This is a genomic window from Vibrio sp. 14N.309.X.WAT.E.F5 (genome assembly GCF_030397615.1).
Lineage (GTDB): Bacteria > Pseudomonadota > Gammaproteobacteria > Enterobacterales > Vibrionaceae > Vibrio > Vibrio lentus.
This window is the reverse complement of the sequence record NZ_JAPNXR010000016.1, coordinates 32031-48332: the sequence shown is the minus strand read 5'-3', so window position 1 is coordinate 48332 and position 16302 is coordinate 32031. Positions and strand designations below refer to the sequence as shown.

Annotated in this window: 12 protein-coding genes; 5 read left to right on the top strand and 7 right to left on the bottom strand. The window is 43.3% G+C overall.

Translation table 11 applies throughout. From position 1 onward, the window contains the following. Window positions 1-101: 101 nt before the first annotated feature. From OW495_RS16685 to OW495_RS16675, 3 genes are all read right to left on the bottom strand, one after another. Window positions 102-1460 carry an MATE family efflux transporter gene (locus OW495_RS16685; RefSeq protein ID WP_102311299.1) on the bottom strand — a complete coding sequence of 453 codons (1359 nt, stop codon included), beginning with the start codon at window positions 1458-1460 and terminating at the stop codon, window positions 102-104. Between the two features lie 157 nt (window positions 1461-1617). Beyond that, window positions 1618-2340 carry a FadR/GntR family transcriptional regulator gene (locus tag OW495_RS16680; RefSeq protein WP_065104089.1) on the bottom strand — a complete coding sequence of 241 codons (723 nt, stop codon included), beginning with the start codon at window positions 2338-2340 and terminating at the stop codon, window positions 1618-1620. 151 nt (window positions 2341-2491) lie between these two features. Continuing rightward, entirely contained in the window at window positions 2492-3268 is a 777-nt protein-coding gene (locus OW495_RS16675) for an SDR family NAD(P)-dependent oxidoreductase (RefSeq protein WP_065104088.1), read from the bottom strand. 342 nt (window positions 3269-3610) lie between these two features. Between OW495_RS16675 and OW495_RS16670 the strand changes: the two genes are divergently transcribed. From OW495_RS16670 to OW495_RS16660, 3 genes are all read left to right on the top strand, one after another. Continuing rightward, entirely contained in the window at window positions 3611-4330 is a 720-nt protein-coding gene (locus tag OW495_RS16670; protein ID WP_065111186.1) for a FadR/GntR family transcriptional regulator, read from the top strand. A gap of 272 nt (window positions 4331-4602) precedes the next feature. After that, window positions 4603-6465, top strand: a complete 1863-nt coding sequence (locus OW495_RS16665; protein ID WP_065111187.1) for a DUF294 nucleotidyltransferase-like domain-containing protein — start codon at window positions 4603-4605, stop codon at window positions 6463-6465. Further along, window positions 6465-7181, top strand: coding sequence for a 3'-5' exonuclease (locus OW495_RS16660; RefSeq protein ID WP_102352074.1), 717 nt, complete (start codon window positions 6465-6467; stop codon window positions 7179-7181). Before OW495_RS16665 ends, OW495_RS16660 begins: the two co-directional genes overlap by 1 nt. 138 nt (window positions 7182-7319) lie before the next feature. On the opposite strand, the gene OW495_RS16655 is transcribed toward OW495_RS16660, so the two are convergent. The 3 genes from OW495_RS16655 to OW495_RS16645 form a co-directional block, all read right to left on the bottom strand. Beyond that, window positions 7320-8069, bottom strand: coding sequence for an oligogalacturonate-specific porin KdgM family protein (locus OW495_RS16655; protein ID WP_065104084.1), 750 nt, complete (start codon window positions 8067-8069; stop codon window positions 7320-7322). 853 nt (window positions 8070-8922) lie between these two features. Continuing rightward, window positions 8923-10476 (bottom strand): methyl-accepting chemotaxis protein, encoded by a 1554-nt coding sequence (locus tag OW495_RS16650; RefSeq protein WP_289887497.1) that lies wholly within the window; start codon window positions 10474-10476, stop codon window positions 8923-8925. A gap of 350 nt (window positions 10477-10826) precedes the next feature. After that, the gene (locus tag OW495_RS16645) at window positions 10827-11438 is read right to left on the bottom strand and encodes a toxin-antitoxin system YwqK family antitoxin (protein WP_102543512.1); all 612 of its coding nucleotides are present in this window, start codon (window positions 11436-11438) and stop codon (window positions 10827-10829) included. Between the two features lie 510 nt (window positions 11439-11948). Between OW495_RS16645 and OW495_RS16640 the strand changes: the two genes are divergently transcribed. Beyond that, a complete protein-coding gene (locus tag OW495_RS16640) occupies window positions 11949-13721 on the top strand; it encodes a transporter (RefSeq protein ID WP_102543509.1) in 1773 nt (590 codons plus the stop codon). Window positions 13722-13806: 85 nt separating this feature from the next. Continuing rightward, window positions 13807-15423 carry a polysaccharide lyase 6 family protein gene (locus OW495_RS16635; protein WP_289887495.1) on the top strand — a complete coding sequence of 539 codons (1617 nt, stop codon included), beginning with the start codon at window positions 13807-13809 and terminating at the stop codon, window positions 15421-15423. 162 nt (window positions 15424-15585) lie between these two features. Here OW495_RS16635 and OW495_RS16630 read toward each other — a convergent pair whose 3' ends face one another. Further along, window positions 15586-16095, bottom strand: a complete 510-nt coding sequence (locus tag OW495_RS16630) for a peptide-methionine (S)-S-oxide reductase (RefSeq protein WP_099165464.1) — start codon at window positions 16093-16095, stop codon at window positions 15586-15588. Window positions 16096-16302: the final 207 nt, after the last annotated feature.

Below are 16302 nucleotides of genomic sequence, written 5' to 3'. Positions count from 1 at the left end.
TAGACCCCAAATTCTGGCCCCTAAAACAAAACAACCTCGCCAAGTGGCAAGGTTGTTTTCGACAGCTCAGCTAAAGCTTTTTCTGGAGCTAGGTAAGACGATCAGTCATACATCAGTTCATTCGCTTTGTTCGCATCAAATTCTTTTAAAGACTTACGTGCTAGATGTCGGAATGGGAACGCTTTGACTATCTCTTCGAATGGTTGGATAGCAAATGCCCAAAAGATAGAGCCGTCTAAACCAAAGATGATTAATGCGCAAAGCGGGATTGAAACGACCCATTGACCCGTAAAGTTGATTTTGAATACGTCAGTTGTTTTACCTAGTGCTCTTAATACGTGTCCGTGAACGGTGTTGTAACCACGAACGATTGGCAAGAAGATGTAGAGTGGGGCAATAACAGCCAATGCTTGATAGGTAGAAGGATCTAAGTCTGGATACACATCGCCAATCACCAAACTTAAGCCTGCAAACAACACCGCACAAACAACAGATATACCGACGGCAACATCGATACTGGTATCAACGTTCTTAGTCAGGTCACCCATTTTCTTAGAACCGATCGCTTGGCTGATCGTAATCGCGGAAGAGTGAGCCCAAGCGGTAATAAATTGAGTGCCAGCACGTATCCATGGCATCACCAAGGTAATCGCTACGTAGGCATTGATGTTGAGTTGCGAGTACAGCAATTGGTAAATCGTGGCACCAATCGAAAGCATGGTCACATTCGCAGCGACAGGGAATATCTCAATGAAGTGGCGACGAATGTTGGTGATGAATTCTGACTTTTCCGTATCCAATTTTAGTGAAACAGATGAGTCGTAGTGAACACACAGAATCAAATACACAAGACGAATAGTGATAGCGATAACGCTGCCGAGCGCTGCACCTTGTACGCCAATCCCTTCAAAGTTTGTGAAGCCGTGAATAAGCACATAAGAGAGCACAGCGTTTATCGGCAATTCGATCAAGTAGCCTTTAAACGGAACTTTGGTTCTTCCTAACCCGTTAAATAACGCGATGATAACTTGCGTTAATGCAGTGAAAATCACCAGATATTTTGAAATATCCAGATAGTGGCTGATCTCAAGGTGAAGAGTTTTGTCGTCGGTTAAGGCTTGAATTAAAGGTTGTTCAAAAAAGGTAAGTAGAAGCCAGAATATTGCTGCGACGCCAAAGTTGATGAACAATCCTGCCCAAAATGCTTTGGATAACGAAGAGGTGACACCAGAACCAACCGCACGGCTGAGAACCAGTTGCGTACCATTCGCCAGCGCCATTTGAATACCCAACACAAACGCGATGATGGTCGTAGCAATCCCCATGGCAGCAAGAGGAATCTCACCGAGTGGAGAAACCAATAGCGTGTCGATCATTAACATCGACTGCATCAATAATGCGTTTAAGGCTAGGGGCCAAGCGAGAGAGAAGTTTTTCCTTACATACGATTGCGAAGACACAAACAATACCTTATGTGTATAACCGTAAGTTTTCTCTGAGAGGACCCGAGTTCACCATTTATAAGTGAAATACTACGGTAATGGATGGTTAAAAAAGGGCGTTAAAACATGACTGACTCGTGTATTGGGGTACACGAGTCAGTCTGGTAAACCTCGGTTATGCGATGGCTAGTTCAACTCTAGACAGCTTTTGGTTTTCATCATCAAGTAAGGCTTGAGAGGCGATTCGAGCCTGATTTGCATTACCTGACATAATCGCATCGTATATCGCTTTGTGCTCTTCTAAACAGAAGCGGCCGCCTTCGGCTGAATGGTCGATAAACTGCTTGAAGATTGTCGAGAGAATGTTCGCGAACGGAATATAAAATTGGTTACCCGTCGATAGAAAAATCGTTTGGTGAAACAGATGATCGTTCGTTGTCCACTCTTCATAATCAAAGCCGTTTGCCGCGATGGTCATCTTTTGGAAAAGAATCGAAAGCTCTTTGCGTTGCTCTACCGTAGCGTTGGATGCAGCAAGCGCACACGCTTCTGGATCAATCGCTTTTCTTAACCCTAAAAATTGAGATAAGAAGGGCTTGGTGTCTTCTAAGTCTTGAATCCAATACAGTAATTGCGGATCTAAAAAGTGCCATTGCGTTCTTGGCTTGATGCGAGTGCCCACTTTAGGCTTGGATTCAATCAACCCTTTTGCTGAAAGCAGCTTAGTCGATTCTCGAAGGGCAGTTCTGCTGACTCCAAAGATCTCGCATAACTCCATTTCACTGGGTAATTTCTGATTTTCTTCTAACTCGCCAGACAAGATTTTGCGGGCAATTTGTCTCGCGACTTGAACATGAATTCGGCGGCTTGAATCTTCCACCAATGTAAATATTGACATTTAAACCACCTGAAATTGAAATTTTAAAAACAAAAAAAGCCAGACGAATCTGGCGTTTTGGTGTCAGTGTATACGTCTAATATAGTGTGAGGTTTTCCCTCATCTACTCGTACCTGTCAAACAGGTTTTATGTATTTAACTTAGCTACCTACTAGGGCGCTATTTGTCCGCCGTTAACATCTAGGATTTGTCCTGTGATGTAGCCGCTACAAGCGTGCGATGCAAAGAAAGCAAAAGTAGGGGCGACTTCTTCGATACTGCCAAAGCGTCCCATTGGGATGTTGTTAGCAATGTTCGATTTCAGCTCGTCGCTTTTACCATCGTGAAATGCAGTGTCGATAGTGCCAGGAGAAACAATGTTGAAACGGATATTGTCTTTCGCAAACTCTTTCACCCAGTTACGGTGAATATCGTGTAACCACGCTTTTGAAGCGGCATAGATACCAGCACCCACACCACCACCTTCGCGAGCGGCAATAGAACCCGTGCTGATAACACACGATGTTTGACCTGACTCAGCCGCTGAGGCGCGTAAGTGGGGAATAGAGAACTTGGTTGTCATCAATGCAGAGCGAACGTTTAGATCCATGACTCGCTCATAAAACTCGTCATCGATGTCTTCGAGATTTGCACGCCCGCCTAAGCCACCTGCGTTGTTGATCAACACATCCATACCACCAAAATGTTCGGTGAACTCATTAACTAATCTTTCGCACTCTAATGTGTCCATTAGGTTTGCTGGGAAAAACGCAACATCGCCGCCAAGTGCAGTCAGTTCTGTTAGAACCTCATCCACTTTTGGGCTGAAAGCACGACTATTGATGCCGATCTTTGCGCCGTACTTTGCAAAAATACGTGCGGTAGCTAAGCCCATACCAGCAGTAGAGCCAGTAATTAGAATGCGTTTGCCTTTTAAATCGTTAAACATCAGAGTCGCCTATATTGTAGATCATTTGCATTAATAAATCATACAATAACACTTGCTATATTCAAGGATGTTCATCTCAAAACCGATCATTAACGGCATAAATAGTGACAGGAAGAGTGGTTTTGTGAGTTAACGCATACAAAAAATGTGTAAATAAGAACTATTTGTATGAATAAATTGGCTTGTTTGGTTTGATGGGCTTAATACTTATAAGATTGTCAAAATAATGCTCTAGCCTATATTGGTAGTGACCTCACGTTATTCTGATGCTGAGTTGGTCGAGATATAAATTAGTGTTATATTCCGAATTAAATAATACATATCTAATAAGTAAGTAGACACATGGCTGGTCATTTCAATTCTATTTCAGGCTCTAAGCGAAGCCTTCATGTGCAAGTCGCACGTGAAATCGCTCGTGGTATTTTGTCGGGCAATTTGCCTCAAGGTTCTATTATCCCTGGTGAAATGGCTCTGTGTGAGCAATTTGGTATCAGTAGAACAGCATTAAGAGAAGCGGTTAAGCTTCTGACCTCAAAAGGCCTATTAGAATCTCGCCCTAAGATTGGTACTCGTGTTGTCGACCGTGCATACTGGAACTTCTTAGATCCACAGCTTATCGAATGGATGGACGGACTGGCAGATACAGACCAATTCTGTCACCAGTTTTTAGGTTTACGTCGTGCTATTGAGCCTGAAGCTTGCGCATTGGCTGCTACATTTGCCACTGCGGATCAACGAATTGAATTATCAGAAATTTTCCAAAAGATGGTGGAGATATCGAGCGAAGAGACTCTTGATAAAGAGCGTTGGTTAGATATTGATATGAAGTTCCATAGCTTGATTTTCAACGCAACGGGTAACGACTTCTACCTACCATTCGGTAATATTTTAACGACCATGTTTGTTAACTTTATTTCTCACTCTTCGGAAGAGGGAAGTACATGCATTAATGAGCATCGTGCTATTTATGAAGCGATTATGGCTGGCAATAGTGACAAAGCACGTCAAGCATCAGCAAGTCATCTATTAGAAACAAATCATAGATTGCCAATCGCTAGTTAATTGTTTTATAAGGTATTTTAGTGCTGAGTTCTAAGTTCACTCTTTAGGGTTTCTATCTCAAAAAGCTAAGATAAATAAAGTTAACATCGCAACGGTTACCAAACCGGACGATAAGAAAGCACGTTTGATACGTGCTTTTTTTGTATTCAAATTTGATGAAAACCTGACCAATGTCCAATATTTACTCTATTGTTTGTTGTTTTGTTAAAAGCACTAGCAACTAGCGCTATTGGTTATATAATAATACTAATTAAATTATTGCGAGTGTGATTATGCCTCAGTCTCTTTTGCCAAATATTCTTCAATTTATCGGTCAGATAGACCCTTTCGATAAGATCCCTAAACAAGCGCTTCGTGAACTTGCCTCTAATGTTCAGATCACTTATCTCGGTAAAGGGGATGTGGTTGATTTGTGTGAGTCGGGTAAAGAAAAGTCGCTCTACATCATTCGAACCGGCTCTATGGAACAAAGAAAGTCAGACGGTGTACTTCGTGCTCGTTTAGGCAGTGAAGATTTGTTCGGCTTTACGTTCTTAGACTCTGAAGTCAACGACGAGAAAGGCTATCGAGCGATCGCAATCGAAAACACCTTACTTTATGTGATTCCACACTCGGCACTTCAAGCGCTGTTCAAAGCATTTCCAAGCTGCGCAGAACACTTTGCGTCGCAGGCTCAGGTTCGTTTGAAGTCAGCATTGGATGTGGTGTGGTCAAATAAAGAGAAAGGCTTATTCATTCGTAAGGTTGAAGAAGTGGCTAGCGGGCAGGTGGCCATCGTTAAGTCTGAGCAAACTATCCAATCGGTCGCGGTTGAAATGCTGCATCAACGCTCACCTTGTGCGGTGATTTATGAAGGTGAAACGATTGTTGGCTTGATCACCGACCGTGATATGACCAAGCGAGTGATCGCTCATGGTGTCAGTACTGATAACCTGATCTCCGAGGTGATGACGCATTCTCCACTGACGGTCAAACCGGATGATCTTGTGTTACATGCCGCGTCTATCATGATGCAATTCAACATCCGTAACTTGCCTGTCGTGAAAGAGAACAAAGTTGTTGGCTTGCTTACTACGTCTCACTTGGTTCAAAACCACCGTGTTCAAGCGATTTTCTTAATCGAGAAAATCAAATATGCGGGCAGCGTAAAAACAATGTCTTCATTTACTTCAGAACGACAAGCCATTTTTGAAGCGCTGGTGGAAGGCAAAGTGGCACCTGAAACGGTGGGTAAGGTCATGACCATGATTATGGACGCCTACACACGCCGATTGATTCAGATAGCGATTGATAAATTAGGCCCACCACCTTGTGATTTTTCTTGGATTGTTGCGGGCTCGCACGCTCGTAATGAAGTCCATATGTTGTCGGACCAAGACAGTGCGATTGTCCTGGCTGACGATGCAACCGATAGCGACCGAATTTACTTTAAACACCTAGCGATGATGGTAACGAACGGATTAGCAAGCTGTGATTACCCACTGTGTCCGGGTAAATTCATGGCGGCGACACCAAAATGGTGCCAGCCACTCGGTGTTTGGAAGCACTACTATAAAAAGTGGGTCGCAAACCCTGAGTACGAACGCTTACTGAACATCAGTGTGTTCCTAGAGATTCGTACTATCTATGGCAACAGTGAGTTTGAAGGTATTCTTCGTGATGAGCTGCATTCCAATATTCGCGGTAACCGTGAGTTCTTAAGCACTCTAGTGAAAGATGCGGTGAACACCAATCCGCCACTGGGTATCTTCAATAGTTTGGTATTAGAGAAGTCAGGTGAGAACAAGAAAACGTTGAACGTGAAGAAGTACGCCATTAACTTGATTATCGACTTAGCGCGTATTTACGGATTAGCGGTGGAATGTGATTTGTCGGCAACCGATGAACGCTTTGCCGCAGCCAATGAAAAAGGCATGTTGAGTGATGATGCGTTCAAGAACATCCTTGGTGCGTATCAGTTCATTCTGTCTTTCCGTTTCGGTCATCAGTTAGAAGCCTTGAAGAATGGTGAAGTACCAGATAACAACATCAACCCAGACAGTTTTGGTAGCTTTGAACGTAAGCACTTGAAAGATGCCTTTAGGATCATTGCAGATCTTCAAGAAGCAGCGAAAATCCGTTTCGGAGCGCGCTAATGAAATCGTTTTTAAATTACTTTCATCCGCTTGAGCGAATTAAACGTAAGCGTAAGCAGTATTTGAATACGGTTAAGTTGCCAGAAGCGTTACACGATCTTGTTGAACAACCTTGCCCTGAAATGACGGACTTGGCCAAAGACAGCGACTATATCGTGTTGGATCTAGAAACCACGGGCTTAGACAGCGAACAAGATCTGATTTTGTCTATGGGATGGGTCGATGTGGTGAAAGGGCGAATAGACTTAGCGTCGGCCAAGCATATTTATCTCAATAACGATTCGCAGATTAACGCTGAAACCGCGGTTATCAACCACATCACACCTCAAATGCTGGAAGAGGGCGCTTCAATTCATGATGCGATGCTCACGTTTTTTGAAGCCGCAAAAGGTAAGATCATCGTCGCGCACGCTTGTGTGGTTGAAGAGAAGTTCATTAGCCAATATCTTCTTCGCAGCTACGGTTTAAGAACGATTCCTCTGCTTTGGCTTGATACCTTATGTATCGAAAAGAGCATGGAGAAAGCGATCAGCAATCATGAAGAAGTCGACTTAACCTTGGCTGGAACTCGCGAAAGGTACGGGCTTCCTGAATACAACAGCCACAATGCATTGGCCGATGCCGTATCAACAGCAGAATTGCTGTTAGCTCAGCAGAAGCGAGTGGTCCCTAATGATGAAGTGACACTTTCATTTCTATATCGAATCAGTCACTAGGGCAGTAATTTCAATCTCTCGATTCTGTTGAATGAACTGATTTCAAAGTATAAAAAAGCCAGCGATTAAGCTGGCTTTTGTTTAGGTCTTAGAAAATTAGGACAGTAATTATCTTAGATTTTTCACGTAGCGTGCAGATTAGAAGCTGTAAGTTAGACCAACACGGCTACGCAGTTCACGAGTTGCTTTTGTTGATGAAGTGCTCACATCACCAAATTCTACATACGGTGCCCATTGACCCATCATGTGGCGAATACTAGCGTTCAACTCGTAGTTAGTATCGTCGTTGTCGTAGATGTCATATCCATCCGCTTTGTAATAGTTACCTTCTAGACCAAAGCGCCAGTTTTCCATTGAGTAGTTAACGTTTGCCGTTAGACGGTGACGGCGTTGGTTAGAAACATTCTGATCGACCGTAATTGGAACACCATCACTATCAACGATAACATCGCCATTACTATCGAACTGGTACTCTGAGCTGCTCGTGTTCTGTCTCATATCGTAACGGTAACGAGCACTTAGGCTTAGGCCATCAACGCTATCCACTTTGTATGTTGCACGAACTTGAGGTTTGTATGTAACGCCAGATTCACGACCTTCAATTGGCATACCGTAAGTCATTGTCCAGTTATCGTTTAGTACATGACGGTAATTTAGACCAAGCTCCCAACCATTGTTCTTCAAATCTTCCATGAATTTACCGTCTTCTCCCTTGAATTTCGCTTCGATATCTACAAGGAAATTGCCAATGCTATCGCCAAGTTTTACACGAGTAGCGTGTTGATCTGTATGACTCTTGTATTCGTGTCTCATATCGAAAGACGCAGCAGATACAGAGCCAGCAGCGAGTACAGATGCCACAGCAATCACGATTTTAGTTTTATTCATGGTATTAGTTCCATATTTATAGGTTGAGTATTGGCCATAATTACAAGCCAAATAGAGTAGTTCTTGTCTTCAATGCATTTTGTTTTCGAAATTATTTCTTGGTTATTTCAAATTTATTTTGCATTTAAATAATACAAATATGGTAACGATCCGAGGCGTGATGATCTGTGAATTAGATCGTGTTGTAGTGACAAAACCACTGTTTACAAAGGGTTACAAAGTTGAAGTATTACAGTAAGTTAATGATTTTTAGTTGTTTATTGGTTTTTAGGTGATAGGTCTTAATGGTTTTGTTCGTCAATAAATGTGCGCTACAGCAAAAAATTGAACGTTTAGATATCATTCTTATTTGTAATACATTATTATTTACTAACTTTCTGTAGCAACACATAACTTTGCTGTGTTGATTGCATGCACTGACGGTGCAAAGCCGAATAAGTAAGAATGGTCTTGAAGCTAATTGGATTAAATCCAACCGCTTTAAGAGCATGAGGCATTTGTTTGAGGTGATTTAAAGCTCAATCAGAGAAGGTTTGAAATGTAGTAGGCAAGGCAGTGACATAGCCTGCTATATAAGTATGGACTTGATAGGAATGAACAGGGTTCGAATAGTTACTCGTTGTTCTAACCTGCGACAAAGAAGAAATCGTTGAAGTGCTTGCGAAAGCATTTTGATTATTGCTCCCAACTATTCTAATTATAACTTCTGCTTTCATTTAGAAAGGTAGGAGATGGTAGTCGAAGATCTGCCCTTGCGCTCATGTTGATACAGGCAACATGAGCGTTTTTTTATCTGAAATTTGAGTAGAGAGTCGTTTGAGGTTCAATAAGCGTGTAAACCACGGCTCAAGAGCTAGGCTTTTAGATTGATGACAGCACGTTCAAGTGAACCCGTTTGCTTTACCACAGACGTGGCAGAAGCGGCGTTTTTAGATGCTCCCGTCACATTGGCCAGTGTTAGCTGCTTAATCGCACTCACGTTTTCAATGATCTCTGAGGTGACAGCGTTTTGTTCTTTCATTGCATTCGCCACTTCCAAACTGTTATTTAGAATGGTTTCCATGTCTGCGATAACCGATGTGATTCTTGAATGTGCTTTCTCACAAGAGTCGACACTGCTGTTGCCTTTCTCACAACAGTTTTGAATGGTATTTACGACCGTTTGGGTCTGGTCTTGAACGCCTTTAATAATCGTTGAAATCTCTTCGGTTGAAAGCTGAGTTCTGCCCGCTAGGGTTCTTACTTCATCCGCAACCACCGCAAAGCCACGACCTTGTTCGCCAGCGCGCGCCGCTTCTATCGCTGCATTCAGAGCAAGTAGGTTGGTTTGATCTGCAATGCCTTTAATCACTTCTAAAACCGTATTAATTTTCTCGGAATGAACAGAGAGGCGATTCACTTCTTCACTCGCACTGACGAGATCAGTCGAAAGCGTATTGATGGTGTCTCTGGTGAATGCCACGTCGTTCAAGCCATCATTCGCCGTGGAGAAACTGGTTTGTGCATTGGATGAGGCATTTTCACTGTTGGTGGCCACATTTTGAATATTGCTGCCCATCTGGTTTATCGCGGTCGCAATATTTTCGGTTTGTTGCTGCTGTTTGTTTAAAGCACTCTCAACTTCCATTCCATCGTGCTGAAGCTGGTTAGATATGTTACCTAACTCTTGAATAGAGCCCTGAACTTGGCCGACCAACTGACGAATATCAGCGAGTACGATATTAAACGCCCTTGCGATATCGGCTATTTCGTCCGTTCCGCTGTCGTCGGCTCTTACGGTAAAGTCACGTTGCTGCGCGACCAACAACATGGTTGAGTTTAACGAGGCTATTTTCTTTGCGACACGAGATGAAATGCCAAAAGATAGTGCCATCAGTAATGCTGCGACGGTAACAATGGAACCAATAATAAAGGTCGTAATGGTTTGTTGAATTGATTCGACCTGCTGTTCTAAGCGGCCTTCAAGGCTGATGAATATTGAGATGATGTCTTCAAACAGCATCTTCATTTCAGATTTCAGTTCCGCGACCTTTGCCGGGTTTCGATCAATCGCATCCACCATCAAAGAGAAGTCTTTGTCGTATTGCTTTAATTCAAGTGTCAGCTTTTCTAACTCAGGGACTGCAATATCAGACTCTTTGAGCAGGACGGAAAAGCTCCTCATCAATTGTTGAAAGTGAGAGTACTCTTTGGCGAATACTGGCTTGAGTGCTTTCTCATGGCTTATTAGAAACTCTAATTCGGTTCTATTGAGCTGAAGCATAGAGACTTCGAGCGACTTTACTTTGATCAGCGTTTTTTCAAGTTTGATCAATTTCAGGTTGGCCAGTTCAGTGAATGACACAACAACCAACAAAGACACAATGGATAAACAAGTTAGGCTAAAGAGGGAGGTTTTAATTTTCATAGGCGGGCACCAAAGCAGAACAATATGACTCAACAACGTATTTGGAATCGTGTTTCTCTTATTTGCGTGTAGATAGCTTACGAGGTCGGTAATTGAGATCTGACTCGCAACGGAAACGTTTGCTTACAGTATTTTATGGAAAGGTTATGCGCAAGTTAAATATTTATTATTTTAAATGGCTATTGGTGATTATTTTGTTATTAGTGATTGTTTTGGACATAAAGGGAGAGGAAAAGGAGGGAGGGGGAGATTAGGTCAATAGATCTTGTTAATGGAGAGCACAGTGCTTACTTGAGATTAAAGAAGATGAGTACTTGTGCTTTGTAACACGAGCACTCATCCGTTTGTATTTAGCTTTCTGTCGGCATCCACACCTGTTTAGACGTGATTTTGTGGTCTTTAAAGGTCAGTTCTTCAACCTTGTCACCGTTAGTATTCCAGCGAGTTAGTTTTCCGTTCGCGACTTCACCTTCATCGAACTTCGCTTGGCTTGCCTTATTACCGTTAGGGTAGTAGTCCGTTACCAAACCATCTTTTTGTCCGTCGCTGTATTCAGCGGTCAGGCTTTGTTCACCATTGGGATACCAACGAGAGGCGGTGCCTGATAGTTCATTGTCTTTATAATTGAGTTCTTCTTTTTTCTGTCCGTTTGGATACCAGGTTTCTGCCTTGCCTTGTAGTTCACCTTTAACGTAATTCACTTTAGAGGCAACTTGGCCATTCGGATACCAGTTAGTTTCTAACCCTAGTTCTTGGCCGTCAGCAAACTGAGCTTGGGTCGCGACTTGGCCGTTATCAAACTTCTCTTCAAATTGACCAGTAAAGGGTTTTGAATGGTTTACTTGGTAAGCCACGCCTTTACGCATCTGTAAGTAGTCAACAGCATCTTCACGTGGTGTTGCTGCATAGCTCATAGAAGATACCGCACTAAGAGCAATTAAGATTGGAACGTATTTCTTCATAATGACACCTTTTTAATGGACGAGAGAAACTGTAACGGGTGTGTTAAAAGCATTTCACTTCCGTGTATCCCTGTCAGTATCTAATAGTGGTTTTCAAGTTTTCATTATTGGCTACCTAATATAGGGAACTTTTAAAAGCAAATATTTAATCTTATTTGTACTACAAATGTATTGGTTTGATTCATTTTTATAAATTATATCTAACGATTTTCTTGTTGTTCGCATTTGAGCTTTGATCGTGACGAATAATAATTTTTAACGAGTATTCTTTGGTTTTTAGAGACTTTGTTCATGTTTTTCGGGGTTTTGTTCGAAATTTAGTGCGGATGACTGCACTGACTTGAGGAATTGCGCTCCTAGGTGGTGCAACTTTGAACTCGATCACTTGTATGATTAATTGAGTGTCAGACTGTAAGATCATTGTCACGCATTTGGATTATTGTAGTACAAATGTGCTTGCCATCTATCTATAGTGACCTCAACAAAAAAACATAAATAAAAGGTCTAAAGATGGAACTCAATACCCTGATAGTTGGCATCTACTTCCTATTCTTAATTGCGATAGGGTGGATGTTCCGAACGTTTACAAGTACGACAAGTGATTACTTCCGTGGGGGAGGTAACATGTTGTGGTGGATGGTAGGTGCAACTGCATTTATGACCCAGTTCAGTGCGTGGACATTTACGGGTGCCGCAGGTAAAGCCTTTACCGATGGTTTTGCCGTAGCGATTATCTTCATCGCTAACGCATTCGGTTACCTAATGAACTACCTCTATTTTGCTCCGAAGTTCCGCCAACTGCGTGTTGTGACGGTAATTGAAGCGATTCGTATGCGTTTTGGTAAGGTGAATGAGCAAGTGTTTACTTGGTCGGGTATGCCAAACAGCGTTATTTCTGCGGGTATCTGGTTGAACGGCCTTGCGATCATCGCATCAGGGATCTTTGGTTTCGACATGACAACCACGATCATCCTAACAGGCCTTGTCGTACTGATAATGTCGGTAACGGGAGGCTCTTGGGCGGTAATCGCATCTGACTTTATGCAGATGGTTATCATCATGGCAGTAACGGTGACGTGTGCTGTGGTTGCGGTTTACCACGGTGGCGGTGTTACTCAGATCATTAGCGACTTCCCGACAGACTCGTTCATTACAGGTGACAACCTTAACTACCTAAGCATCTTCAGCATCTGGGCTGTGTTCATCTTCTTAAAGCAGTTCAGCATTACCAACAACATGCTGAACTCTTACCGCTACCTTGCTGCGAAAGATTCAAACAACGCACGTAAAGCAGCTCTACTTGCTTGTGTACTGATGACGCTTGGTCCAATCATTTGGTTCATGCCTTCTTGGTTCATGGCGGGTCAAGGTGTTGATTTAGCAGCAGCCTACCCAGAAGCAGGCAGTAAAGCTGCTGACTTCGCTTACCTTTACTTCGTTCAAGAGTACATGCCAGTTGGTATGGTTGGTCTTCTGATTGCCGCTATGTTTGCAGCAACGATGTCTTCAATGGATTCTGGTCTAAATCGTAACTCAGGTATTTTCGTTAAGAACTTCTACGAGCCGATTCTTCGCCCTAAAGCGACAGAGAAAGAGCTAATGGTTGTTTCTAAGCTAACGTCTACTTTCTTCGGTATCGCGATCATCTTGGTTGCTCTGTTCATCAACTCTCTTAAAGGTCTGAGCCTTTTCGACACCATGATGTATGTGGGCGCATTGATCGGCTTCCCAATGACGATTCCAGCATTCTGTGGCTTCTTCATCCGTAAAACACCGGATTGGGCAGGTTGGGGCACGCTAGTTGTAGGTGGTGTGGTTTCTTACTTCGTTGGTTTCGTTATCACTGCTGACATGATCCAAAACTGGTTCGGTCTAAATGAGCTAACTGGCCGTGAGTGGGCTGATCTGAAAGTGGCTATCGGCCTTATCGGTCACATCGTATTTACTGCTGGCTTCTTTGTTCTTTCAACACTGTTCTACAAACCATTACCGGAACACCGTGAGAAAGATGTCGACAAGTTCTTCAACAACCTAGCGACACCATTAGTTGCTGAAAGTAATGAACAGAAGAAACTGGATAACAAACAACGTCGTATGTTGGGTTCACTTATCGCGGTAGCGGGTGTGGGCGTAATGACCATGTTTGTACTGCCAAACCCAATGTGGGGACGCATGGTATTCGTTCTGTGTGGCTTGATTGTGTTCTCTGTCGGTCTGTTACTTGTTAAAGCGGTCGATGACAAAGTCGAGCAACAAGACGAAGTGACTCCAGCCGAAAGCTAATTTAATACGCATCCAAAATAACATCACGACCACCTGAATGGGTGGTCGTCATTTTTATAATCCAATATTTAACGTGAGATGTACGATGAACAAAAAACTATTATCGGTAAGCATTATTAGCGCGTTCACGCTCGCTTTTGCAACAGGCTGTACAACACAAGAAAAAACAGCATCAGTAGTCAGTGTCGCTGAACAAGCTGCGCCTGCTATTAGCGAAATCGACCGTAGTTACCTATTGAGCAGTGACCGCTTAACTGAGGTTGATGGCGACATCTTAGACGTTGCATCAGAAGAGCAAGTCGCTGCGCTTAAAGCACAATTTGAAAACCTAAAAGATGGCGACGAAGTTATTATACCTAATGGTAAATACGCGAACTTAGGTCAAGTCACTATCACGGCGAGTGACATCACCATTAAAGCAGAACAAGCAGGTTCTGCGTGGATCACTGGTTTGATTCAGTTCGAGCTTAAAGGCGATGACATCACGCTTGATGGCCTAGTGTTTACCGAAGGCGGTCCTAACGAACGCTTTGGGGCAGTACGTATGATGGGTAACGGTAACACGTTGCAAAACTCAACGTTCTACTACTTCAACCACGACTACACATACGAGCCAGACGAGCGTCGCTCTGAGTATCCAAAGTACCTTTGGGTTTCGCTATGGGGCAAAGACGGTAAAGTGATCAACAACCGTTTCGAAGGTAAGCAGAAGCGCGGCACTTTGATCGGTGTTCAAAAAGATGACACAGCGGATAACCACCTGATCGCAAATAACATCTTCATGGATCAAAAGCCGAACCAGTTTAATGAATTCGATATCAAAGAAGCGATTCGTTATAACGGCAACAGTTGGGAAGCGATTCGCATCGGCGATTCTAAATCTTCACAGTGGGATTCAAGCTCTAAGTTCGTAAACAACCTAATGATCGATATGGATGGCGAGCGCGAGCTTATCTCTATTAAGTCGGGTGACAACACGATTGCAGGCAACACCATCTTCCAAAGTGCGGCACTGATTTCACTGCGTCACGGTAAAGGCAATACGGTTGAGAACAACATGATTTTGGGTAACGAGAAACGCCTAACTGGCGGTATGCGTATCTACGATGAAGACCATGTGATTCGTAACAACTACATTACGAATACTCGTGGTCGCGATGGTGTGATTGAAGGTAACGCTGACCTGCGTGGCGGTATTGTTATTAACACCGGCATCATCGATGTAGCGAATGGCGAGCAGTTAGATCAATCAGTGAAGGGCAAAGAGCTGAATAAGCAATGGACGCCGAAAAACATCACGATTGAGAACAACTCTCTAGTCGACACTGAGTGGGGCATTGTTTACGGCAACCAAAGCCACCGTGTAAGTCTATTCAACAACGCAGAAGTTGAAGGTATTTACGCAGGTGTGGATGTGGCGTTCAAACACAATGTGGTTGATAACTCACAATCACCTGAGTTTGTAAGTGTACGTGCAACGCAAGATTTCCCATTAGTCGGCGCAACCTACACAGACGAAACTTACGTGGGTCAAGTGACGGATTCAGAACTGATCGAAAGTTACTCGGTTGAACTGCCAAAAGTGACGGTTGAGAACGGCATCAACGCTTACCAAGGCGAAGGTGCAGACGTGTCTAAACTTGCAGTGGTAACCGCTGAAACAGCAGGCCCAAATTACGTGCTTGAAAATACCAAGAAGTAACCCGCATTAGTGCTAATCCTAATGAGAGTAACGATATAAGTGTGAAGCGCGATTCGAGAACGACTCGATAGGTTATCTAAACACTAGAAACTGAAAAAGCCCCAATAGGTATATTCCTGTTGGGGCTTTTTAGTGTTCTGTTTCTCGTTTCTAGGCTCAAGCCTAGGACTTGTATTTATGCAGCAGATCCCAAGGAATATTGCATAAGTGGTGATCTTCAGGGAACTGACTTAGGTGATGCTGGTGGATCTCATCACTCGCGACATAGTGAGTTAACGGCAATATCTCGAGTGCGATTCGGTCTGCGTCCTCACGAGAGGCAATGTAGTTCGCAGCTTCTGATAAGTGCAGGGCGTTAGTGCTGTATACACCCGTGCGGTATTTCTCGCCCACATCAACCCCTTGTTTGTTTACGCTGTATGGGTCGATGATCTCAAACAGATGCTCCATCAAAACCGTGACTGACGTGATGCTCGGATCAAACTCAATCTGGACACACTCTGCGTAACCATCATAAGCGTTTTGGGTCTCATCACTTTGTGTTGTCTCGTTTTCTGTTGGCTGGGCGCTACCATTGGCACGACCGGCTTCTGTACTGATCACTCCGGGTACATATTTAATGAACTCTTGCACGCCCCACAAGCATCCGCCTGCTAAATAAATTTGTTCCATACTTCTTTTTGAGCTCTCTGTGTTTGTTGCTGGCGACTCATTGTGAATAGACCGCCGAGGTAACTATGGCTACATGCATATCAATAGCTTGGAGCAGGCTTAAATACGTGATAGAACCGTATATAAAACAGGCTCATAAAAACAAGCGCTTAAGCATTGTAAAACAGTGACACTGAACAAACGCGCCACTGAACAACTTAAGTAAAA

Coding starts and splice junctions, on each gene's coding strand:
- OW495_RS16680 (WP_065104089.1), bottom strand. CDS start 2,340: ATGTCAATATTTACATTGGTGGAAGATTCAAGCCGCCGAATTCATGTT.
- OW495_RS16660 (WP_102352074.1), top strand. CDS start 6,465: ATGAAATCGTTTTTAAATTACTTTCATCCGCTTGAGCGAATTAAACGT.
- OW495_RS16655 (WP_065104084.1), bottom strand. CDS start 8,069: ATGAATAAAACTAAAATCGTGATTGCTGTGGCATCTGTACTCGCTGCT.
- OW495_RS16650 (WP_289887497.1), bottom strand. CDS start 10,476: ATGAAAATTAAAACCTCCCTCTTTAGCCTAACTTGTTTATCCATTGTG.
- OW495_RS16670 (WP_065111186.1), top strand. CDS start 3,611: ATGGCTGGTCATTTCAATTCTATTTCAGGCTCTAAGCGAAGCCTTCAT.
- OW495_RS16675 (WP_065104088.1), bottom strand. CDS start 3,268: ATGTTTAACGATTTAAAAGGCAAACGCATTCTAATTACTGGCTCTACT.
- OW495_RS16640 (WP_102543509.1), top strand. CDS start 11,949: ATGGAACTCAATACCCTGATAGTTGGCATCTACTTCCTATTCTTAATT.
- OW495_RS16665 (WP_065111187.1), top strand. CDS start 4,603: ATGCCTCAGTCTCTTTTGCCAAATATTCTTCAATTTATCGGTCAGATA.
- OW495_RS16645 (WP_102543512.1), bottom strand. CDS start 11,438: ATGAAGAAATACGTTCCAATCTTAATTGCTCTTAGTGCGGTATCTTCT.
- OW495_RS16635 (WP_289887495.1), top strand. CDS start 13,807: ATGAACAAAAAACTATTATCGGTAAGCATTATTAGCGCGTTCACGCTC.
- OW495_RS16630 (WP_099165464.1), bottom strand. CDS start 16,095: ATGGAACAAATTTATTTAGCAGGCGGATGCTTGTGGGGCGTGCAAGAG.